Consider the following 21,573-nt stretch of genomic DNA (forward strand, 5'->3'; position numbering starts at 1 on the left):
GCTCTGGAGAACGACCTACGCGCCTGGACCGCAGTATGGAACGACGACCCCAAACCGTTCATCTGGACCAAGACCGCCGACGAGATCCTCGACCGGCTCACCTCATATCTTCAACGAATTCCTGGCGCGGGACACTAGGGTGCCGGCGCACAATGGCCGTCATGTCCTCGCCGGTGGAGTTCCTGGAACTACTCGCCCGCGAAGCCGCGGCGGTGGAGTTCGAGGGCCCACTGGCGGCCGCGCGCGCCGCCGGAGCATCCCCAGAGCGGCTGGCCGAGCTGGAACGGGCCAAGCCGGTCGCGTTGCGGGTGCGGGCGCTGCTGGAACGACGGCGGCGCCGGGAACGTGAGCTCTCCGGGCTGTACGACACCGTCAGCGACCTGGCCGGGCTCCGCAACCTGGACGACGTACTGCGGGCGATCGCGCGCCGGGCCCGGACCCTGCTTGACGCCGACGTCGCGTACATGACGCTCAACGACGACACGCGCGGCGACACCTACATGCGGGTCACCGACGGCTCGGTGTCGGCCCGGTTCCAACGGCTGCGGCTACCGATGGGCGCCGGCCTCGGTGGCCTGGTCGCCCAGTCCGGTGCCCCCTACGTCACCGCGAACTATCCGGCGGACGACCGGTTCCACCACACCCGCGAGATCGACGCTGGCGTCGGTGAGGAGGGCCTGGTGGCGATCCTCGGCGTGCCACTTCGACTGGGCTCGATCTCGATCGGCGTACTCTACGCGGCCAACCGCTCGGCGCGCCCGTTCGCCCGGGAGGAGGTGGCCCTCCTGGCGTCGCTGGCCGCGCACGCCGCTGTCGCGATCGACACCGCTCGGCTACTCACCGAGACCCGCTCCACGTTGGCGGAGTTGTCGGCGGCCAACACCACCATCGGGGCACACAGCGCCTCGGTGGAGCGCGCGGCGGCGGCACATGACCGGATGACCGCGCTGGTGCTCCGGGGCGGCGGAGTGGAGGAGGTCGCCGCCGCCGTACCGGAGGTCCTGGGCGGGGCGCTACTGGCCCTGGACGCCGAGGGCCGGCTCCTGGCCCGGGTCGGCGAGATCGACGAACCAAGGCGGGCGGAGATCGTGGCCGCGGTGGCCGCCTCCCGAGCCGCCGGGCGCAGTGTGCGTCGCGGCCCACTCTGGTACGCCGCCGTGGTCGCCGGCACCGAGAACCTGGGGACGTTGGTGCTTCGCCCAGACGACGACCTGGTCGACGCCGACCAACAGATCCTGGAGCGGGCCGCCCTGGTCACCGCGCTGCTGCTGTTGTTTCGGCGGACGGTCGCCGAGGCGGAGGGGCGGGTCCGGGGCGAACTCCTCGACGACCTGATCGCCGACCCGCCGCGGGACACCGACGCGCTCCGCGAACGGGCCCGTCGACTCGACGTGGACGTGGACACCGCGCAGGTGCTGGTCTGCGTGCACGACGGCGCGATCGCCGCGGCGGACCCGGCCCGGCAACGGACCCTCTCCTGGGCCACCACCTACGCCTGCACCCGGGGTGGGCTGGCCGCGGCCCGGGACGGGAAGGTGGTGCTGATGCTGCCCGGCTCGGACGCGGGCACCGCCGCCCGCGCGGTGGCGCGGGACCTGTCCCGGCTGACCGGTCGACGGGTGACCGCTGGTGGCGCCGGTCCCGCCGCCGGTCCAACCGCGCTGGCGGCGGCCTTCCGCGAGGCGGAGCGTTGCCTGACCGCACTCGGTGCGCTTGGCCGGGCCGGGCAGGGCGCCAGTGCGGACGAGTTGGGCTTCGTCGGCCTGCTGCTGGGCGCGGTTGACATCGGCGGCGACCATGATGTCTCCCGATTCCTGGCAGCCACCGTCGGGCCAGTGATCGACTACGATGCCCGCCGGGGCACCGCCCTGGTGCGGACCCTGGAGGCGTACTTCGGGGTGGGGAACAGCCTGACCCGCGCCGCGGAGCAGCTCCACGTGCACGTCAACACGGTCACCCAGCGGCTGGAGCGGGTCGGCCATCTCCTCGGCGTTGACTGGCAGCAGCCGGAGCGCGTGCTTGAGGTGCAGCTCGCACTCCGGCTCCACCGCCTTCGCCACCCTCCCAGCGGAGCCCGCCCCGGCTGAGCCGGCCCGGTTGAGGCTGTGCGCCCCCGCGGCCGGGAGTCAGTCCCGGCGCCCCCATCGGCGTCGGGCCAACGCGGACGCGGTGCCCCAGATGCCCCGCCGGAACAACAGCACCACCGCGACGAAGATGCCGCCGGTGACCAGCCCGATCGCCTCGAAGCCGGAGAACGACAGCCAGTCCTCCAGGCGGACCAGGATGCCGGCGCCGAGCACGCCACCCCAGAGAGTGCCGATGCCGCCGAGGACCACCACGATCACCGCCTTGCCGGAGGTGGTCCAGTGCAGCACCTCCAGCGAGACGAAACGATGGCTGACGGCGAAGAGCCCGCCGCCGAGGCCGGCGAGGAAGCCGGAGAGCACAAACACGGTGAGCTTGTACCGGTGCACCGGGTAGCCGAGCGCGCGGGCGCGGGCCGGGTTGTCCCGGATCCCCACCAGCACCCGACCGAACGGCGAGTGGACAATCCGCCACGCGCCGGCCAGACCGAGCAGCACGATCGGCAGAATCGCGTAGTAGAAGTAGTAGTCGTCGGTCAGGTCCAGCCCGAACAACTCCCGCGGCACCCCCTGCAGGCCGTTCTCGCCCTGGGTCACCGACCGCCACTCGTTGGCGACGTGGTAGACCAGCTGCGCGAAGGCCAGGGTGACCATGGCGAAGTAGATTCCGGTTCGCCGTACCGCCAGGTAGCCGATCGGCACCGCGAGCACCGCCGCGGCAAACGCCCCGGCCAGCACCGCGGCCGGAAACGGCAGGCCCAGGTGGATCGCCACCAGACCGGTTGCGTACGCCGACACGCCCCAGAAGGCCGCGTGCCCGAAGGACAACAAGCCGGTGAAGCCGAGCAACAGGTCCACCGCGACGGCGAAGAGCGCCCAGCAGAGGATGTCCACCGCCACCGCCGGGTACAGGCCGTTCGGCAGCCAGAGCGCCACCGCCAGGCCGGTGACGAGCAGCGCGTACCGAGCCCACCCGGGGGCCCGGGCAGCCGCGGCCAGCCCACTTGGCGTCCCCCGCCCGGCCGGCTCGGACCTGCTCTCCACGGTGCTCGTCATGCTGGCGCCTCCGCCCGGCCGAAGAGTCCGGCCGGGCGCCAGAACAGCACGGCGGCCATCACGATGAAGACGATCGTCTGGGCCACGATCGGGAAGGCGGAGAGGTAGGCCTCGGCCCACGCCTGCGCCATCCCGATCCCGAAGCCGGCGGCAACCGAGCCGAAGATCGACCCCAGTCCACCGATCACCACCACCGCGAACACCACGATGATCAGGTCCGCTCCCATCAGTGGGTTGACCGCACGCATCGGTGCGGCGAGCACCCCGGCCAGCCCGGCCAACGCGGTACCGAAGCCGAAGACCGGGGTGATCCAACGCCCGACATTGATGCCGAGCGCCCGGGTCAGCTCCGGCCGCTCCGTCGCGGCGCGAGCGACCATGCCGACCCGGGTACGGGCCAGCGCCCACCACACCCCGACACAGACCGCCACCGCGAAACCGAGAATGAACACCCGGTACGTCGGGAAGTCGAAGAGCCCGAGGTCGACCGAGCCGCGGAGCCCGGCCGGCGCCTCGTACGGGCTGGACTGCACCCCGTACCGGAGCTTCACCAGGTCCTGCAGGATCAGCGTGAGGCCGAAGGTGAGCAGGAAGTTGTAGAGCGGGTCGAGCCGGGTGAGCCGGTGGATGAACGCCCGCTCGAGCGCCATGCCGAGCAGCGCCAGGGCCAGCGGCACGACCACCAGGGCGAGCCAGAACGGCACTCCCGCCTCGGCCAGCAGCACGTACGCGCCGAAGGCACCGAGCATGTAGAAGGCGCCGTGGGCGAAGTTCACCACCCGCAGCATCCCGAAAATGACCGCGAGGCCGAGCGCGAGCAGGGCGTAGAACGCCCCGCTGACCAGCCCGTTGAAGGTGCTCTGGAGAAAGGCGGTCACAGCGTGCAGTCCGGGGACGGGGCTCGGAACGCCTCCTCGGCCGGGATGGTGTCGAGGATCCGTACGTAGTCCCACGCCTCGGTGACCTCGGACTGCGGCTTCACCTGGGCCAGGTAGGCGTCATGGATCACCCGGTGGTCCTCCGCCCGAATCTTGCCGTTGCGCAGGAAGACGTCGTTGACCTCCTTGCCCTCCAGCTCTGCGACGATCGTGTCGGCGTCGTCGGTGCCGGCCGCCTGTACCGCCTCCAGGTACTGGGTGGCGGCGGAGTAGTTCGCCGCGTGCGCGAACGACGGCCGGGCGCCCGTCTCCTGCTGGAACCGGTCGGCGAACTCCCGGTTCTGCTGGTCGAAGTTCCAGTACCAGGCGTCGGTGTAGGTGGTGCCGGCCAGCGCCGCCGGGGTGAGCGAGTGAATGTCGGTGATGAACATCAGGCCGACGGCCAGACCCACGCCCTTGTCGCGCAGCTCGAACTCGTTGTACTGCTTCACCACGTTGACGAGTTCCGCCCCGGCCTGCATGGTGCCGAGGAGGTCCGGCTTCGGGTCCAGCGTCGCCGCCTTGAGCAGGTAGCTGGAGTAGTCACCGCTGGTGTTCGGGAACGGCGCCCCGTCCTTGCCGACCACCCGCCCGTCGGCGTCGGCGATGGCCGCGGAGAAGCTTTTCTCCATGTCCTGGCCGAAGGCGTAGTTCGGGTAGAGGATGTACCAGTTCCGGCCGACCTGCTCGGTGGTGGTCCGGCCCGTGCCGTTGGCCAGCATGTACGTGTCGTACGCGTAGTGGAAGGTGTATTTGTTGCAGTTCTTGCCGGTCAGGTCGGTGGTCGCCGCGCTGATGTTGAAGTAGAGCTTGCGCTTCTCCTTCGCCACGTCGGCGACCCGCAGCGCCGCCGACGAGGTGGGCACGTCCAGGATCAGGTCGACCCCCTGCCGGTCGTACATCTCCTGGGCCTTGCTGTTCGCCAGGTCCGGCTTGTTCTGGTGGTCAGCGCTGCGCACACCGATGTCCATGGTGACCGCCCGGTCGCCGTACTTCGCCCGGAAGTCGGCGATCGCCAGTTCCACGGCCGTGACCGAGTTACGGCCCGACAGCTCAGAGTAGGCACCGGACTGGTCGTTGAGGACACCCAGCACGATCGCACCACCGGTCACCTTCTCGTCCCCATCGGATCGGGGACCCCCACCACCGCAGCCGGCAACCACGAGCGCCGTGGCCGTTGCCGCCGCAACCACACCCACCGTCCTACGCATGACCATCCCTTCGTCCGCGCACCGCGCGGGATCGGTCCTGAGCTACTCAGATGCCGAGGTAAGACAGCAGTTCACGTTCCCGCGACCGCACCTCGGAGTTCTCCATCGCCGCCGTGACGCGCCCCTCGGCCAGCAGGTAGTGCCGGTCGGCGACGCTGGTGGCGAAGCGCAGGTTCTGCTCCACCAGCAGCACCGTCACCCCGTGCCGCTTGGCTTCCCGCAGCAGGTCGCCGACCTGCTGCACGAGCAGCGGCGCCAGCCCTTCGGTCGGTTCGTCGCAGAGCAGCATGCGGGCGCCCATCCGCAGGACCCGGGCCAGCGCCAACATCTGTTGCTCGCCCCCGGAGAGCGTCGTGGCCGCCGACTTTCGCCGCTGGTGGAGAGCGGGGAACGCCTCGTACACCCGCTCCAGCGACCATGGGTCCGGCCCCACGGTGGGTGGCAGGGTCAGATTCTCGGTCACGGTCAGGGTGGCGTAGCTACCCCGGTCGTCGGGGACCCAGCCGAGTCCCAGCCGGGCCCGCCGGTCCGCCGACAGGTTGCCCAGCGCTGTCCCGCCCAGCTTGATGGTGCCCCGCCAGCCGGGGTGCAGGCCCATGACGCAGCGCAGCAGGGTCGACTTACCGGCACCGTTGCGCCCCACCAGGGTGACCACCTCGCCGGGGTCCACGTGGAGATCGGCGTCCCGCAGCACCTGCGCCTCGCCGTACCAGGCGGAGAGGTTCTCAATGCGCAGCATCGGCGGCTCCCAGATAGGCGGTGATCACCCGTTCGTCGGCGCGGACCTGCTCGTACGGGCCTTCGACGAGGACCCGGCCGGCCTGAAGGACGGTGACGGTGTCGGCGAGCCGCCCGACGACGCTCATGTTGTGCTCGACCAGCACCACGGTGCGGCCCTGCCGAACCTGGGCGATCAGCTCGACGGTGCGGTCGACGTCCTCCAGCCCCATGCCCGCGGTCGGCTCGTCCAGCAGTAGCACCATCGGGTCCAGGGCGAGGGCGATCGCCAACTCCAGGGCGCGCTTGCGGCCGTACGCGAGCGCCTCGGCGGGAACCGCCGCCAGCTCGGCCAGGCCGACCATCTCCAGCAGCTCGTCGGCCCGATCGGCGTAGCGCCGCATCAGCTTCACCGACCGCCAGAACCGCCAGCCCAGCCCGCTCGGACTCTGCAACGCCAATTCGACATGTTCCCGGGTGGACAGCTGCGGAAAGAGGCTGGTGATCTGGAAGGAGCGGGCGATGCCCCGGCGGGCGACCTGCTCCGCCGGCAGGCCGGTGATGTCCCGTCCCGCCAGCTCGATCCGGCCGCCGGTGGGCGGCAGAAAGCCGGTGAGCAGGTTGAACAGGGTTGTCTTGCCCGCACCGTTCGGGCCGACGAGCGCATGCACACTGCCCTCGGCGACCGCCAGGTCGACGCCGTCGACCGCACGGAAGCCCCGGAAGTCGCGGGTCAGCCCGTGGGCCGACAGGAGGCCTTGCCCGGCCATCGCCACCCCTCTCCCCGGCCTGGCGACGGACGAAAGTGGTGACTGCGGTCACAGGTCCGTCGGGTATGCAGGAAACCTACGGCCGTAGATCGAGGAGAGGCTATGTTGCCGGACACCACATTCCAGCACTCGGATGCGTGGCCGGACGACGCCCCGGAACGAACTGGATGGTGCAGCCATGATTGCGCACGAGATCCGGGCAGTCGAGGGGGGTGAAAGTAGGTACGCAACAAGCGGCGACCCCGATCCCCATTTCAAAATTCAAAGCTCGGCTATCGACCCTCCGGAGACCCCCAATTTTGGCGCAAACATCGATGGTTACGCCGCTCACGATCCGCAGAACACGTGTGACCCGTCGAGCAAGCCGGGAACCGTGGCGCTGCGGGCCATATTCAACGAGGCCTACGGGAATCACACCGGCTACATAGGACGTGAATGCAGCGTCGGCGACACCAGCGAGCATAAGGAAGGTCGGGCACTTGACTACATGCTCGACAGCAACAACAGCAACGACAGAGCTATAGCTGACAGTATCCTCAACTGGATGCTGGCTACCGACCGGCACGGCAACACGCCATCGCCCGGCGCCTCGGAATTATGTACATGATCTGGAACCGGCATATCTGGTCGGCGGAACGCGCAGACGAGGGCTGGCGCTCATACACCGGGTCAAACCCACACACCGATCACATTCACTTCAGCCAAAGCTGGGCCGGAGCCACAAAGCAGACCACCTGGTGGACGGCCAGCCCGGTACCCGAGGACGGTGAGCGGATTGGAATTCTTGGCGACGATGGCTCCGCCTCGGTCAAGGAAGGCGCCCTAGGCAGCGCCTGGGTACAGGTCAGCAGCGCTGGAGTGCGGCAGGTGGCGGTCTCCGGTGACCGGGTGGCGATGACCAAGACCGACGGGTCGGTCTACTTCAAAGAAGGCGCGCTCAACAGTCAGTGGCATCAGGTGCTTTCCGCAGGCAGTGACGCAGCGTCGATCGCAGTCACCGAGAATCGGATCGGCGTACTCTATAGCGACGGCTCGGTTGTAGTTAAGGAAGGCGCCCACGACGGACCGTGGAGCCAAGTGAGCAGCGGCGGCGTAAGCCAACTGGCCCTCGCCGGCAACCGTATTGGGATCCGAGGTACCGACGGATCCGTCAGCGTCAAGGAAGGTGCTTTGAACGGCGCCTGGGTGCAGGTCAGCAGTGGCGGAGTCGCAGGAATCAGCCTCGGCTAACATGCCGGTCGCAGCCTCCAAATAATACAACGACAAACATCAAGACCACTAACATCTCCGACGGCCTGACTCGAACAATAGGGCGTCGTGCGTGGTTGGCGAGACTCAGGGTCGGAGCGCCGTTGTGAGTGACAGCAAAGCCCTGCCAGTGATGCGTCATCCTTTCCCTAAGTGAAGAGCTGGCCGCGCACTAGCGCGGCCAGCTCCGGAAATTAGACTCCGCTTGGCCTGCATCTCGGGCCATCCAACCACTCGCCACAGCCAATGAATCCGGGCCGGTCGGCGTGTCGAGCACCCGGTCGACGTCGTCCCTGGTGTGGTAGATGTGGAACGAGACCCGGATCCGGCCGGTGCGTACCGCCACCCGCAGGCCTGCCGGCTCCAGCGACGACTGTGCTTCCGGCACCTCGGCGGACCGTACAGAGATGTCAGTGGATCAGTTCCGGCGAACCAGCAGGCGGCGTCGGGGCGCATCCGACTGGCGCCCACCTGGTCCGAGCACAAAGCTTGCTACGACACCTCCTGTCAACGGCGGATTGGAACTGACCCCCTATCGACGTTTTGGGATTGACCCCCCGGAGGTCGTTTCGTGCTACTTGTTGCGGTCCTTCGCGAGGAGTTCTCGGCGGGCTCTGGTGCGGTAGGACTCGCCTGCGAGGGTGAGGACCTCGGCGTGGTGCACGAGGCGGTCGATCATCGCGGCGGCGACGACTTCGTCGCCGAAGACCTCGCCCCACCGCCCGAACGGCAGGTTCGAGGTGACGAGGATGGAGCCGGCCTCGTAGCGAGATGCGACGAGTTGGAAGAACAGGTTCGCTGCGTCGGTGTCGAAGGGGATGTAGCCGACTTCGTCGACGATGATGAGCTTGTAGCGGCGGATCTTCTTCAGCTCGGCTTCCAGGGCGCCGCGGTGGTGGGCGCGGGCGAGGCGGTCGATCCAGTTCGTCGCGGTGTCGAACAGGACCGAGTAGCCGGACTGGGTGGCCTTGATCCCGAGCCCGATGGCCAGGTGGGTCTTGCCCAGGCCGGGCGGGCCGAGCAGGATCACGTTCTCCGCCTTCGGGATGAACGTCGCCGTGGCCAGGTGCGCGAGCACGTCCTTGCGGAGGCTCGGCAGGTGGTCGAGGTTGAAGTCTTCCAGGGTCTTGATCGCCGGGAAGTGCGCGGTGCGGATCCGCATCGTCGTGCCGGCGGACTCGCGGTCGGCGACTTGCCGTTCCAACACGGCGGCGAGGTACTCCTCGTGCGACCAGTTCGCCTGTCTGGCCTGGTCGGCCAAGGTCTCCCAGGTCCGCCCGATCGTGGGCGTCTTGAGGACTCTGGTGAGGTAGGCGAGCTTGGATCCCAGCCCGTCCGGCGCCGGTCTGGTCTTCGTTATCGTGGTCATCTACTTCCCCTCAGCTGCGCTTTTCTGGACCGCCTCGACGTCGGGGCGGGGGTCGAAGTCCACGCCGAACAGGGCGTCGTAGTCCGGCAGGGCACGGATCGCCACGACGTGTCCATCAGCGTGCGAACGAGTCGAGGCCTGCCGCCGGCGGGCAGCCAAGTCCTGGCGCAGCAGCCGGGCGGTGGCCTGATGTTCGGGATCGGTGATCGTGCGGGCATGGCCCCAGTCACGGTCGTGATCAGCCACGACCTGCCCGGCGCACGAGGCGACCATCCGGGCGGGGGTGGCGAGCACGTCGATGAACCTGCCGATGCACCGAGGGTCCACGGAGTAGTCGTTGCCGTCGATACGCACGTAGTAGTCCCGCCCCAGCCGCACCCGATGCGTGAGCCCGATCGCCGGCGCCACCGGCGGCAGAGCCACCATCGCGGCCCGGTCCGCCGCCCACCTAGCCGTGGGCGTCGTCAAGCCGATCGCGCGCAGGACGCGCGTGTTCGCGCGTTGCACGAGCCAGTCGCTGATCTGGACGTTGAAGTCGAACGGCGAGGTGAACACACGCCCAGGCAGGAACGAGGTCTCGAAGAACCCGTTGCGCCGCTCGACCAACCCCTTGAACTCCGGATCCCTGGGCGGGGCCAGGCGAATACGCACCCCGATCGTCCCGGCGAACGCCGCCGCCTCCGTCGTGAGCTTCCCGGTGCCACCGATCGCGGCCTCCCGATCCCAGACCAAGGTCCGTGGACAGGCACCCCACCCGGCCACGATCTCCCACATCCCCGCCAGGATGTCTCCGGCCTTGCGACTGGGAATCATGACCGCGTCCGTGACCCGCGAGTACCCGCAGGTCATCGCGAGCACCGGCAGGATCCGCTCAGCCCCGCCACCAACCGGGATCGGCTGAGGTGGGAACCACAGATCACACTGGGCGACCTCACCCGGGTCGTACTCCACTCGGTCGGTCGGGTCCGGGGAACGAACAACGGACGCAGCTCCCGAACCCGGTCCTTGAGGATCGTCAGCGACTTCGTCCACCCGATCCGCTCAGCGATCACCGTCGCCGGCATCCGCGGGAACTCCGCGAGCAACGCCCGGACCTGCGGCTCGACCCCATCCACACACGAACCGCGAGGGCCGCGCTCACGCGACGGCGGCGCCTCGGCCCGAAGCGCCGAACGGACCGTGTTACGCGCCAAACCCAACCGACGCGCAATCTCCTTGATCGGAACACCCTCAGCCCGATGCAACCGACGGACCTCAGCCCAGTCTTCCAATGCGATCACCCCTCCAGCCTCGGAGGGGTCAGTCCCAATCCGCCGCTAGAGGGTCAGTCTCAGCGCGTCGTCGACACCTCCACCACTGCAGCGGATCGCCGGAACGGGCTCCAGGCGATGAAGCGCTCGAACAGTGCACGTGGACTTGGCCCGTCGTGGGGGTTGCAGCAGTAGAGGTCATGCATCGCCTCGTACATGTGCCCGGCGAGGTAGCCAGCGAGTGACGCGATTGGTCCCTCGTACTCGGCCTTCAACAGCAGGCGGGCTTCGGCGCAGGGCCACTGTTGACCACCCACCCACCCTGGCCTCAGCGACCTCGACGCCCGCCAGGCCAGCCCGGCCGACCTGGCCGCAGCGATCCGCGGGCACCGGGTAACACCGCCCGCGGGCCGCAGCGCTTCGACTCGCTCATCGACGCCGTCGGGCAGCCTCTTCGACCAGCTACCCGACGACACCTGGTGCTATCCGGGCCACGGGGCAGGACTCGACGTTGGGACGGAAAGGTCCGTCACTCGACCAGTGACGGTCGAGGGGCTGGTGGTAGCCGTCAGCCAGCGAAGTGTCACCCTGAAACAGGGTGCCGTACAGTGCAGACGATCGTCACGGCGCACAGCCGGCGAACTCCGGGCTTGCCGGGGTACCGGTGGACGGGCCGAAGAACAGCAGGGCGCAGTCGCCGAAGAAGTCGGGGTTCTCCTCGGGGATCCAGTGTCCGGAGTCAGGGGCGAGCACCGTCCGCACATCGTCGGCGACCTGCTGGAAGGATTCGGCTACGAGCGACCCGAAGACATGCTCGGCGCCCATCGCCATCACCGGTATCTCGAGCCGCTTCGACTCGGCGTGCTCCTGATAGTCGGCGGCGTCGGTGACGAATGCCCGATAGTACTCGTAGCCGGCCGAACGCTTGTCCGGGTTCTCGTAGGCCCCGAAGTAGACATCCTGTGCAATCAGCTCAGGGTGCTGGGCCTTCTCGAAGAGCATGCCCAAATAGGTGGAGACTTCATCGTCGTCCATGATGGTCTCGGGGATCGGTGCCGGCGAGGCGTTGAACAGGAAGTGCCAGCTGATGCCGTACAGGTCTTCCAGTCCGAAGCCCGGGAGCGGGCCCTCCACGACACCGATGCGGGTGACCTCCGTGGGATAGTCACGCGCATAGTTGAAGGCCACCATCGCCCCAAGGTCGTGCCCGAGCAGCGCCACCTGGGTATAGCCAAGATTGTTGACCGCCTGACGGACAAGGCGTGCCGTGGTGGCCTTGTCGTATCCGGCCGTTGTGGGGTCAGAGCCGCCGAGCCCTGGCAGATCCAGGGTAATCACCGTGTGCTGCCCGGCCAGGGCGGGGATCACCGGCTGCCACGACCACGAGGTCTGGGGCCAGCCGTGCAGCAGCACCAGCGGCGAACCAGAACCCGTCATGGTGTACCGCACCGTGCCACCTTCCACAGGGACATCACCCTGCCGGTCAGCACCGCCGCTGACTGTCGTCACGGCCGGTTCCGCCTCGGCGGCTGACACCGCAGCGGTAGCGCTCGCCCCCATGCTGACCAGAAGCCCTGCGGTGACCGCGGCGGAGGCAACGGCTCGTCGTGCGCGACCACGAGGTCGGTACGACACGAGGCCTGCAACAGCACGTAATGCTCGCATATGCATGGACACATCACTTCCCTGGTCGGGAACCGCTCATACGGCTCGTGAGTCGTCGCTGCCCTATGGTAGCCGTGGATCCGGCCCCGGACATCGGGCAGACCCGCAATTTATATAGTCCCGCTCCATTGTGCTGTCGCAGGCGAAGGCGACGCGTACGGCCCCTGCGCGGACGCGTCGGGGCGGTCAGCCGGTCAGCGCGTCAAGCGCCCGGTCAACGTCGTCCTCACTGGAGTAGAGGTGGAACGAGACCCGGACCCTGCCGGCGCGTACCGCCGCCCGTATGCCGGCGCGCTCCAGCCGTGACTGCGCCTCCGGCACCTCGGCGGTGGTGATCGCGCTGTCGCCGGGTGGCAGCCCCAGGCCGGCGCGGAATCGGTTGGCCAGCGCCACATTGTGCGCCTGGATCGCCGGCACCCCCACCTTCAGCAACAGTTCCAGGGCGGGAGCCGCACCGATGTAGCTGAACCAGGCCGGGGAGATGTCGAAGCGGCGGGCGCTGTCGGCGAGGCGCAACGGCGGACCGTAGTAGGAGTCGTGCGGGTCGGCTCCGGCGTACCAGCAGGCGGCGTCGGGGCGCATCCGGTCCCGCAGCGCGGGCGCGTAGTACGCCAGGGCCGTCCCCCGTGGGGACAGCAGCCACTTGTACGCGGCGACGACGACCACGTCCGCGAGCGCGGCGTCGAACGGCAGCCAACCGCAGGCCTGGGTGGCGTCAACCGCCACCAGGGCGTCGTGGGCCCGGGCCGCGGCGACGATGTCCGCGTACCGGGCCACCGCCCCGTCGGAGGACTGCACCAGACTGAACGCGACCAGGTCGGTGTCGGCGTCGATCGCGTCCACGAGACCCGCCAGCGGAACGGTCCGCACCCGAACGCCCCGCTGTTCCTGGGCCAGCCAGGGAAAGAGGTTGGAGGTGAACTCGACCTCGGGGACCACCACGGTCGCCCCCGCCGGCAGCGCCGCGGCCACCGGCGCGAACAGCTGCGACGCCGCACTGCCGATCGTGACATCCCGCTCGGGGACCCCGACCAGGCGCGCGAACGCGGCCCGAGTACGCGTCGTCGCCTCGTCCCAGCCCGCCCACGTCGCCCCCATGGTCCCCGTGCGCCAGCCGGCGAGCGCCTCCTGCAACGCCGCCCACGACGGGTCGGGCGGCAGCCCGTAGCTGGCGGTGTTCAGCCAACCCTCATGGGGCTGCCATAGCTGCTGTGCCTGTTTGATCTCCATGGTGCCGACGCTAGCGACCGGGCCTGCCGCCGCAGAGGACCAATTCGGCGCGGGCGGCCCCCGGCACCGGGCGGTCGAGGTCAGCCCACGTTGGCCGGGCCCAGGACGCTCTTCAGGTCGGCCATCAGGGCGGTCGTCGGTGCCACCCGGAACGGGCCGAGGCGCAGCCGGGTCACCTTGCTGCCGTTGAGGAGCTTGACGTGCACCTCCGCGTCGCCGGGATGCAGCACCAGGGTCTCCTTGAGCCGCTCCACCAACGGCGGCGTGCAGCGGGTCACCGGGATGGTGAGGGTGACCGGCTTGTTCGCCGAGTTGCTGCTGACATCCGGAATCGACATGTCCATGGCCATGATCCGCGGGGTGTCGTCCCGGCGGTCGACCCGCCCCTTGACCACCACGATCGCGTCCTCGGCGATGTACTCCCCGATCACCTCGTAGGTGTTGGGGAAGAACAGCGTCTCCACCCCGCCGGCCAGGTCCTCCAGCGTCGCCGACGCCCACGCCCGGCCCTGCTTGGTGACCCGGCGCTGCACTCCGGAGAGGATGCCCGCGAGGGTCACCACCGTCCCGTCGGGGACGGTCCCCTCCTCGGAGAGGGCCGCGATGGTGGTGTCGGCCGCCGCACCGAGCACATGCTCCAGCCCGAACAGCGGATGGTCGGAGACGTAGAGGCCGAGCATCTCGCGCTCGAAGGCGAGCTTCTCCCGCTTGTCCCACTCCCCCTCGCCGATGACCGGCATCACCGTGGTGCTCTGTCCGGCGTCGGTGTCGGCGAACCCGGCGCCGAAGAGGTCGTACTGGCCGACAGCCTCCTTGCGTTTGACGTCGGCGTACGCGTCGATGGCGTCGGCGTGCACCGTGAGCAGGCCCCGGCGGGAATGGTTGAGCGAGTCGAACGCGCCTGCCTTGATCAGGGACTCAATGGTCTTCTTGTTGCAGACGACCGCCTCCACCTTGGACAGGAAGTCGTAGAAGTCGGCGTAGGCGCCCTTCTCCCCCCGGCAGCGCATGATCGCGCTGACCACGTTCGCGCCGACGTTGCGGATCGCGGCCAGGCCGAACCGGATGTCCCGGCCGACCGGGGTGAAGGGCCCGGCCGAGGTGTTCACATCCGGCGGGAGCACCTGGATGCCCATCCGGCGGCACTCCGACAGGTAGAGCGCCATCTTGTCCTTGTCGTCGCCCACCGAGGTGAGCAACGCCGCCATGTACTCGGCCGGATAGTTCGCCTTGAGGTAGCCGGTCCAGTACGACACCAGGCCGTACCCCGCGGTGTGGGCCTTGTTGAACGCGTAGTCGGCGAAGGGGACGAGGATGTCCCACAGGGTCTGGATGGCCTCGTCGGAGTAGCCGTTGCCGCGCATGCCGTCGCGGAACGGCACGAACTCCTTGTCGAGGACCTCCTTCTTCTTCTTACCCATCGCCCGGCGCAGCAGGTCGGCCTTGCCGAGGCTGTAGCCGGCGAGGACCTGGGCGGCACGCTGCACCTGCTCCTGGTAGACGATCAGGCCGTAGGTGGGGCCGAGGATCTCCTCCAGTGGTTCGGCCAGCTCCGGGTGGATCGGGGTGATCTCCTGGAGGCCGTTTTTCCGCAGCGCGTAGTTGGTGTGTGAGTTGGCGCCCATCGGGCCCGGCCGGTACAGCGCCAGAACGGCGGAGATGTCCTCGAAGTTGTCCGGTTTCATCGTCCGCAGCAGCGACCGCATCGGCCCGCCATCGAGCTGGAACACGCCCAGGGTGTCGCCCCGGGACAGCAGCTCGTAGGTCGGCTTGTCGTCCAGCGGCAGCTGGAGCAGGTCGACGGTGCGCCCGTGGTTACTCTCGATGTTCTTCAGCGCGTCGTCGATGATGGTCAGGTTGCGCAGGCCGAGGAAGTCCATCTTCAGCAGCCCGAGCGACTCGCAGGTCGGGTAGTCGAACTGCGTGATGATCGCCCCGTCGGCGTCCCGACGCATCAACGGGATGTGGTCGACGATCGGCTCGGCGGACATGATGACCCCGGCGGCGTGCACCCCCGTCTGCCGGATCAGCCCCTCGATCCCGCGCGCCGTGTCGATGACCTTCTTGACGTCCGGGTCGGACTCGTAGAGACCACGGATCTCGCCGGCCTCCGCGTACCGGGAGTGCTTCGGGTCGAAGATGCCGGTCAGCGGGATGTCCTTACCCATCACCGCCGGGGGCATCGCCTTGGTGATCCGGTCGCCGACCGCGTACGGGTAGCCGAGCACCCGCGCCGAGTCCTTGATCGCGGCCTTCGCCTTGATCGTGCCGAAGGTCGCGATCTGGGCGACCTTGTCCTCGCCCCACTTCTCCGTGACGTATTTGATCACTTCACCGCGCCGACGCTCGTCGAAGTCGATGTCGACATCCGGCATCGAGACCCGCTCGGGGTTGAGGAACCGCTCGAAGATCAGACCGTGTGGCAACGGGTCCAGGTCGGTGATGCCGAGGGCGTAGGCGACGAGCGAACCGGCGGCCGAACCGCGGCCCGGCCCCACGGCGATTCCCTCGTTCTTGGCCCACTGGATGAAGTCGGCCACCACGAGGAAGTAGGACGGGAACCCCATCTGGATGATGACGCCCAGCTCATATTCGGCCTGCTTGACGTGGGTCTCCGGGACGCCGTTCGGGAAGCGGCGGGCGAGCCCCTTGAACGTCTCCTTGCGGAACCAGGACTCGTCGGTCTCCCCCTCCGGCACCGGGAAGACCGGCATCAGGTTCCGGAAGTCGAACATCCCGGCCGGGTCGACCATCTCCGCGACCAACAGGGTGTTCCGACAGCCCGCGAGCCACAGGTCGGAGGAGTCGACGGCGCGCATCTCGTCGGCGGACTTGATGTAGTAGCCGCTGCCGTCGAACCGGAACCGGTTCGGATCGGCGACGTTCGCCGCGGTCTGCACGCAGAGCAGCACGTCGTGCGCCTCGGACTGCGCCTGGTATGTGTAGTGCGAGTCGTTGGTCACCACCGGCGGGATATCCAGCTTGTGGGAGATCTCGGTCAGCTCCTGGCGCACCCGGCGTTCGATGTCGATGCCGTGGTCCATCACCTCAAGGAAGAAGTTCTCCTTGCCGAAGATGTCCTGGTATCTCGCGGCGGCCTTCAGCGCCTCGTCGTACTGGTCCAACCGGAGCCGGGTCTGCACCTCGCCGGAGGGGCAGCCGGTGGTGGCGATCAACCCCTCGGAGTGCTCGGCGAGCAGCTCCGCGTCCATCCGCGGCCACTTGACGAAGAACCCCTCGGTGAAGGAGCGGCTGGTCAGCTTGAACAGGTTGTGCAGACCGACCTTGTTCTTCGCCCAGATGGTCATGTGGGTGTAACCACCGCTACCGGAGACGTCGTCGCTCTTCTGCTCCGGCCTCCCCCAGCGCACCCGCTTCTTGTGGAACCGCGACTCCGGCGCGACGTACGCCTCGATCCCCAGGATCGGTGTGACGCCGGCCGCCATCGCCTGCTTGTAGAAGTCGTTCGCGCCGTGCATGTTGCCGTGGTCGGTCATCGCCACGGCGGGCATCCCCTGCCGGTTGACCTCGGCGAACAAGTCCTTCAGCCGGGCCGCACCGTCGAGCATCGAATACTCAGTGTGCACGTGCAGATGCGCGAACGAATCGCCCATGCGTGGCCCCCGGGTCGCTTCATGGGTGGGTGAGAAGAACGGTCGGCCCACCCTATCCCTGGCCGCCGACACACCTCCAGCGAGCCGCGCGGTGCGCTCGGCCGGGCGGCGCGGTGCCGGGAAGGCACCCCGGCGGTGCCGCCCCGAGGCCAGGGCCGACACCGCCGGATCCGCCGCCGGCGGATCAGTCCGCGAACACCTCGGCCGGCAGCTCCACCGGGACCACCGTCGCGTCGATGTCGGCCCGCAGGGCGGCGATCCGCCGGACCAACTCGGCCACCACCTCGGCGAAGGGCACCTGCGTCGTGACCCCGGTCACCCGCTCCCGTATCTCGGCCACACCGTCGGCGACGCTGCGCCGACCGATGGTGAGCCGCAGCGGCAGACCGATCACGTCCGCGTCGGCGAACTTGACGCCGGCCCGCTCGGCCCGGTCGTCGAAGAGCACCTCCACTCCGGCCGCCCAGAGCTCGTCGTAGAACCGCCGGGCCAGCTCACCGGCGACGGAGGCCAGGTCGTCGAGGAGGGTGAGGTGCACCTGGTACGGCGCGACGGTGACCGGGAGCCGCAGCCCCCGCTCGTCTCGGTGCTCCTCCGCGAGGCAGGCGAGCAACCGCCCCACACCGATGCCGTAGCAGCCCATGGCCACCGGCTTACGCTGGCCGTCAGCGTCGAGGTACTCCGCGCCGAGGGCGGCCGAGTAGCGGGTACCGAGCTGGAAGATCTGCCCCACCTCGACCCCTCGGGCGGTACGCAGTGCGCTGCCGCACTCCGCGCAGGCGTCACCGGCCCGGGCGGCGGTGATGTCGCCGACGTGATCGGCGACGAAATCCCGCCCCACGTTGACGTTGCGCAGGTGCATGCCCTCCCGGTTGGCGCCCGCGACCAGGTTCGTGGACGCGGCGACCAGCTCGTCAACGACGACAGTCACGCCCGTCACCCCGACCGGCGAGCCGTAACCGGCCACTGCGCCGATCGTGGAGATCTCCGCCTCGGTCATCGGACGCAGCTCCGCCGCCTGCACGAGGTTACCGATCTTGGTCTCGTTCGCCTCCATGTCGCCCCGGACGACCGCCAGGATGAACTCGGTGCTCGCCGCCGGGTCGCGCTCCTCCCGCGACGCGGCCAGGAAGATCGCCTTGGCGGTCTCGGCCGCCGGCACGCCCAGCACCGCCGTCAGCGCCGCGATGGTGGTGGCCCCCGGGGTGGCGATCTCCGCCAACTCCGCCCACGGCGCGGTGGACGGCGCCGGCTTGCCGAAGGTGGCGGCCTCCCGGTTGGCGGCGAAGCCACAGGAGTCACAGATCAGCAGGGTGTCCTCGCCGATCGGGGTGAGGTACACGAACTCGTGGGCCAGGCTGCCGCCCATCATGCCCACATCGGAGAGGACCGCCGAGACCGGCAGCCCGCACCGCCGGAAGATGGTGAGGTACGCCTGATACTGCGTCCGGTACCGCTGCGCCAGCCCCACCGCGTCCGCGTCGAAGCTGTACGCGTCCTTCATGACGAACTCCCGTACCCGGATCAGGCCGGCCCGCGGACGCGGGTCGTCCCGGAACTTCGTCTGGAGCTGAAACACCAGCCGCGGCAGCTGGCGGTAGGACTCGATCTCCGACCGGCCGAGGAAGGTCACCAACTCCTCGTGGGTCATCGCCAGGACCAGGTCCCGGCCGCGACGATCCCGGAAGCGGGCCAGCTCCGGGCCGATCGTGAAGTATCGGCCGGACTGCTTCCACAGCTCCGCCGGATTCACCACCGGCATCGAGACCTCCTGTCCCCCGACCCGCTCCAACTCCGCGCGCAGCAGTGCCTCGATCTTGCGGATGGTGCGCCAGCCGAGCGGAAGATAGGCAAAGATGCCCTGCCCGACCTGCCGCAGCATGGCGGCCCGTTGGAGCAGCAGGTGTCCCTCGGACTCGGAACGACCCGGCGCGGTGTGCAGGGTACCGCCGAACATGGTCGACATTTTCATGGAGATGTCCTCACAAATCAGGATGGTGCTGCTCAGGGAACGAAGTGGCCCGGGGGCTATCCGGTGAATGAACCCAGGGCGTGAGCGTGGGAAGCTGCGGAAGAGCGCTGGGCGCGAAGCGGACCAACCGCCGGAAGGGCTTAGTCGCCGGAAGGGTTGCCGGCGCGACCACCAGCCGAGGACGGAGCGTCGCTCAGCGGGGCGCCGGCGGAGTAGGTCGAGGTGCCGGCGGGCCGGCGGGCACCACGAGCGCCGGGCTCGGCCCGCCCCGCTCGATGCCGCTCATCAACGCCCACCCTCCACATCAACCACTGCGACTGTAACGGAAAACTCCCCCGACCGCCGGCACCCCTCCGGCGAGCCACACGGAGAGACCGGTCCCGGCATCGGTCCCGTGCCGGGAGCAACGCCGGACCGGCGAGATAGCATCTTCGACCCATGGACACCACGACGGGGACGCACTGGCGGCGGCCCGGGCCGACCCCGGAGCAGCAGCGGCGGGACCTCGTCGTGGGGCTGGCCGTGACCGTGCTGGCCATAACCAGCCTCACCCTCACCCGCGGCACGGGTCTGTTCCTGCTCGGCCCGCCACCGTCGTTCACGGAACAGCTACTCTGGGCCGTCGCGGTGGGCCTACCGCTGATCTGGCGGCGACGATTCCCCGTAACGACGACGCTGGTCATCTCGGTCGCGTTCGTCGCGGCACAGGCCCGCTCCGCACCGGAGATGCGGGTCACCACGGGGGTACTCTTCACGGCCATCTACACCCTCGGCGCCTGGGGGCAGGACCGCCGCCTCACCCGTCGGATTCGGATCGGCGTGATCGCCGCCATGTTCGGTTGGCTCGGCATCTGGTACTCGGTCAATCTGGGAAGTAGTCTGCTGGCGGACCCACCCCCCGAGGCGTTCGCCAACGCCGTGGGACCGATCCCCCCACTGATCGCCGCGGTGCTCAGCGATGCCCTCCTCAACATCCTCTTCTTCGGTTTCGCCTACTTCTTCGGTGAGATCGCCTGGCTGGCCGCCCGACGCGAGCACGAACTCCAGGCGCAGGCCGACGAGCTACGCCGGTCACAGGCCGAGGTCAGAGCGCACGCTGCGGTCGATGAGCGGGTGCGGATCGCCCGGGAACTGCATGACGTCGTCGCCCACCACGTCTCGGTGATGGGGGTGCAGGCCGCCGCCTGCCGCCGGGTCCTCGACCGGGATCCGGCCAAGGCCCGCACCGCACTGGCCGCGGTCGAAGAGTCGGCCCGCACGGCGGTGGACGAGCTCCGGCGGATGCTCGGCGTGCTGCGGGCCCGCAACCACGAGCTGGACACCGTCGAGCCACCCGCCGGAATCAGCCGGGTCGCCACCGTGGTCGAGCGGGCGCGCGAGACCGGGATAGAAGCCACGCTGGGGGTGTACGGCGACCCGGTGCCGATCCCGGAATCGATCTCCCAGGCGACGTACCGGATCGTGCAGGAAGCAGTGACGAACACGCTCAAGCACGCCGCTGCGGCGACCGCACTGGACGTGCGGATCCGCTACCTGGCACACGAGGTGGAGGTGGACGTGACCGACGACGGCCGCAGCAGCGGCACGACGAATGCGGACGGAATGGGCCTGGTCGGCATGCGAGAGCGGGTCGCCGCCCATGGTGGCACGCTGGAGGTAGGCCCCCGCGCCGTCGGCGGCTGGCGGGTCCGGACCCGCTTCCCGCTGTCGCTGACCGAACGGCAGACGGCGTGACCGCCGAGCCGGCGACCAGCCGGGCCATCCGGATCCTGCTCGCCGACGACCACCACCTCGTGCGGACCGGGTTCCGGGTCATCCTCGAGGTGGAGAGCGACATGCACGTCGTCGGGGAGGCCGCGGACGGCGAACGGGCGGTGAGCATGGCCAGGGCGCTCCGCCCAGACGTGGTCCTGATGGACGTGGAGATGCCCCGGGTCGACGGGCTGGAGGCCACCCGACGGATCGTCGCGGAGGTGGACCGACCGAACGCTCCGGCGGTGTTGATCCTCACCACCTTCGACCGGGATGACTATCTGTTCGCCGCACTGCGCGCCGGAGCCAGCGGATTCCTGCTGAAAAACGGCACGCCGGAGGCGCTCGTGGCGGCGATCCGGGTGGTCGCCCGCGGCGATGGCCTCATCGCCCCCGAACTCACCCGGCGAGTGATCGCCGCCTTCGCCAGGTCGAGCGGCGAACCAACGACGGCGGCGGTGGCGCTGCCGGATCTCACGCCACGGGAGCACGAGGTGCTGGTTCTGGTCGCCTCCGGGGCGAGCAACGCCGAAATCGCGGCCACCCTACGCCTCGGCGAGGCCACCGTGAAGACCCACGTCAGTCGGTTGCTGGCCAAACTCGGCCTGCGGGACCGGGTGCAGGCGGTGGTCTTCGCGTACGAACACGGGGTGGTGCGGCCGGGGAGGTGACCGCCTCCGTCGCTGGGTGGAGTCGATCGCCCACCTGTAGGGGGACG

15 protein-coding genes and 3 pseudogenes are annotated in these 21,573 nt (G+C 69.0%); 5 read left to right on the top strand and 13 right to left on the bottom strand.

Going from position 1 to position 21,573, the window contains the following annotated elements:
- The first annotated feature begins 152 nt into the window (after window positions 1-152).
- Window positions 153-2,087, top strand: a complete 1,935-nt coding sequence (locus SALPAC6_RS0109470) for a helix-turn-helix domain-containing protein (RefSeq protein WP_018253180.1) — start codon at window positions 153-155, stop codon at window positions 2,085-2,087.
- Window positions 2,088-2,126: 39 nt separating this feature from the next.
- Here the strand turns inward: SALPAC6_RS0109470 and SALPAC6_RS0109475 are convergent, their stop codons facing one another.
- From SALPAC6_RS0109475 to SALPAC6_RS0109495, 5 genes are read right to left on the bottom strand one after another with little or no spacing between them, the layout of a single operon-like run.
- Window positions 2,127-3,140, bottom strand: coding sequence for a branched-chain amino acid ABC transporter permease (locus tag SALPAC6_RS0109475; RefSeq protein ID WP_018253181.1), 1,014 nt, complete (start codon window positions 3,138-3,140; stop codon window positions 2,127-2,129).
- Entirely contained in the window at window positions 3,137-4,018 is an 882-nt protein-coding gene (locus SALPAC6_RS0109480; RefSeq protein ID WP_018253182.1) for a branched-chain amino acid ABC transporter permease, read from the bottom strand. The genes SALPAC6_RS0109475 and SALPAC6_RS0109480 overlap by 4 nt, the downstream gene beginning before the upstream one ends.
- Window positions 4,015-5,274, bottom strand: coding sequence for an ABC transporter substrate-binding protein (locus tag SALPAC6_RS0109485; protein WP_026189480.1), 1,260 nt, complete (start codon window positions 5,272-5,274; stop codon window positions 4,015-4,017). The genes SALPAC6_RS0109480 and SALPAC6_RS0109485 overlap by 4 nt, the downstream gene beginning before the upstream one ends.
- A 40-nt stretch (window positions 5,275-5,314) precedes the next feature.
- On the bottom strand, window positions 5,315-6,007 hold the full coding sequence (locus SALPAC6_RS0109490) for an ABC transporter ATP-binding protein (RefSeq protein WP_018253184.1): 693 nt from the start codon (window positions 6,005-6,007) through the stop codon (window positions 5,315-5,317).
- Complete coding sequence (locus SALPAC6_RS0109495) at window positions 5,994-6,755, bottom strand: ABC transporter ATP-binding protein (protein ID WP_018253185.1); 762 nt, start codon at window positions 6,753-6,755, stop codon at window positions 5,994-5,996. The genes SALPAC6_RS0109490 and SALPAC6_RS0109495 overlap by 14 nt, the downstream gene beginning before the upstream one ends.
- Before the next feature lie 178 nt (window positions 6,756-6,933).
- Between SALPAC6_RS0109495 and SALPAC6_RS29370 the strand changes: the two genes are divergently transcribed.
- On the top strand, window positions 6,934-7,362 hold the full coding sequence (locus SALPAC6_RS29370; RefSeq protein WP_162561536.1) for a hypothetical protein: 429 nt from the start codon (window positions 6,934-6,936) through the stop codon (window positions 7,360-7,362).
- On the top strand, window positions 7,359-7,985 hold the full coding sequence (locus SALPAC6_RS26890; RefSeq protein WP_162561535.1) for a hypothetical protein: 627 nt from the start codon (window positions 7,359-7,361) through the stop codon (window positions 7,983-7,985). The genes SALPAC6_RS29370 and SALPAC6_RS26890 overlap by 4 nt, the downstream gene beginning before the upstream one ends.
- A 190-nt stretch (window positions 7,986-8,175) precedes the next feature.
- Here the strand turns inward: SALPAC6_RS26890 and SALPAC6_RS30960 are convergent.
- The 8 genes and pseudogenes from SALPAC6_RS30960 to SALPAC6_RS0109545 form a co-directional block, all read right to left on the bottom strand.
- A pseudogene (locus SALPAC6_RS30960) lies at window positions 8,176-8,397 on the bottom strand (hypothetical protein); the annotation flags it as partial.
- A 180-nt stretch (window positions 8,398-8,577) separates the two neighbouring features.
- Window positions 8,578-9,372, bottom strand: coding sequence for an IS21-like element helper ATPase IstB (gene istB / locus SALPAC6_RS0109510; RefSeq protein ID WP_018252763.1), 795 nt, complete (start codon window positions 9,370-9,372; stop codon window positions 8,578-8,580).
- Window positions 9,373-10,652, bottom strand: a pseudogene (gene istA / locus SALPAC6_RS25675) (IS21 family transposase).
- A gap of 50 nt (window positions 10,653-10,702) precedes the next feature.
- Window positions 10,703-10,954: pseudogene (locus tag SALPAC6_RS25680) on the bottom strand (hypothetical protein); the annotation flags it as partial.
- A gap of 289 nt (window positions 10,955-11,243) precedes the next feature.
- On the bottom strand, window positions 11,244-12,071 hold the full coding sequence (locus SALPAC6_RS0109530) for an alpha/beta fold hydrolase (protein ID WP_223874280.1): 828 nt from the start codon (window positions 12,069-12,071) through the stop codon (window positions 11,244-11,246).
- Between the two features lie 402 nt (window positions 12,072-12,473).
- Window positions 12,474-13,517: an aminotransferase class V-fold PLP-dependent enzyme gene (locus SALPAC6_RS0109535; RefSeq protein WP_018253191.1), complete on the bottom strand. Its 1,044-nt coding sequence runs from the start codon at window positions 13,515-13,517 to the stop codon at window positions 12,474-12,476.
- Between the two features lie 80 nt (window positions 13,518-13,597).
- Window positions 13,598-17,131 (bottom strand): DNA polymerase III subunit alpha, encoded by a 3,534-nt coding sequence (dnaE, locus tag SALPAC6_RS0109540; RefSeq protein WP_018253192.1) that lies wholly within the window; start codon window positions 17,129-17,131, stop codon window positions 13,598-13,600.
- 184 nt (window positions 17,132-17,315) lie between these two features.
- Entirely contained in the window at window positions 17,316-19,097 is a 1,782-nt protein-coding gene (locus SALPAC6_RS0109545) for a proline--tRNA ligase (protein WP_018253193.1), read from the bottom strand.
- A gap of 444 nt (window positions 19,098-19,541) precedes the next feature.
- Between SALPAC6_RS0109545 and SALPAC6_RS0109550 the strand changes: the two genes are divergently transcribed.
- Window positions 19,542-20,837: a sensor histidine kinase gene (locus SALPAC6_RS0109550; RefSeq protein WP_018253194.1), complete on the top strand. Its 1,296-nt coding sequence runs from the start codon at window positions 19,542-19,544 to the stop codon at window positions 20,835-20,837.
- Window positions 20,834-21,526: a response regulator gene (locus SALPAC6_RS0109555; RefSeq protein WP_018253195.1), complete on the top strand. Its 693-nt coding sequence runs from the start codon at window positions 20,834-20,836 to the stop codon at window positions 21,524-21,526. The genes SALPAC6_RS0109550 and SALPAC6_RS0109555 overlap by 4 nt, the downstream gene beginning before the upstream one ends.
- The last annotated feature ends 47 nt before the right edge of the window (window positions 21,527-21,573 follow it).

This window comes from Salinispora mooreana, from assembly GCF_000379065.1.
GTDB classification, from domain to species: domain Bacteria; phylum Actinomycetota; class Actinomycetes; order Mycobacteriales; family Micromonosporaceae; genus Micromonospora; species Micromonospora mooreana.

Excerpts from the sequence above, each read along its gene's own strand:
- SALPAC6_RS0109470 (WP_018253180.1), top strand. The coding sequence starts at position 153 with ATGGCCGTCATGTCCTCGCCGGTGGAGTTCCTGGAACTACTCGCCCGC.
- SALPAC6_RS0109475 (WP_018253181.1), bottom strand. The coding sequence starts at position 3,140 with ATGACGAGCACCGTGGAGAGCAGGTCCGAGCCGGCCGGGCGGGGGACG.
- SALPAC6_RS0109485 (WP_026189480.1), bottom strand. The coding sequence starts at position 5,274 with ATGGTCATGCGTAGGACGGTGGGTGTGGTTGCGGCGGCAACGGCCACG.
- SALPAC6_RS0109490 (WP_018253184.1), bottom strand. The coding sequence starts at position 6,007 with ATGCTGCGCATTGAGAACCTCTCCGCCTGGTACGGCGAGGCGCAGGTG.
- SALPAC6_RS0109495 (WP_018253185.1), bottom strand. The coding sequence starts at position 6,755 with ATGGCCGGGCAAGGCCTCCTGTCGGCCCACGGGCTGACCCGCGACTTC.
- SALPAC6_RS29370 (WP_162561536.1), top strand. The coding sequence starts at position 6,934 with ATGATTGCGCACGAGATCCGGGCAGTCGAGGGGGGTGAAAGTAGGTAC.
- SALPAC6_RS26890 (WP_162561535.1), top strand. The coding sequence starts at position 7,359 with ATGATCTGGAACCGGCATATCTGGTCGGCGGAACGCGCAGACGAGGGC.
- istB (WP_018252763.1), bottom strand. The coding sequence starts at position 9,372 with ATGACCACGATAACGAAGACCAGACCGGCGCCGGACGGGCTGGGATCC.
- SALPAC6_RS0109535 (WP_018253191.1), bottom strand. The coding sequence starts at position 13,517 with ATGGAGATCAAACAGGCACAGCAGCTATGGCAGCCCCATGAGGGTTGG.
- dnaE (WP_018253192.1), bottom strand. The coding sequence starts at position 17,131 with ATGGGCGATTCGTTCGCGCATCTGCACGTGCACACTGAGTATTCGATG.
- SALPAC6_RS0109545 (WP_018253193.1), bottom strand. The coding sequence starts at position 19,097 with ATGTCGACCATGTTCGGCGGTACCCTGCACACCGCGCCGGGTCGTTCC.
- SALPAC6_RS0109550 (WP_018253194.1), top strand. The coding sequence starts at position 19,542 with ATGGACACCACGACGGGGACGCACTGGCGGCGGCCCGGGCCGACCCCG.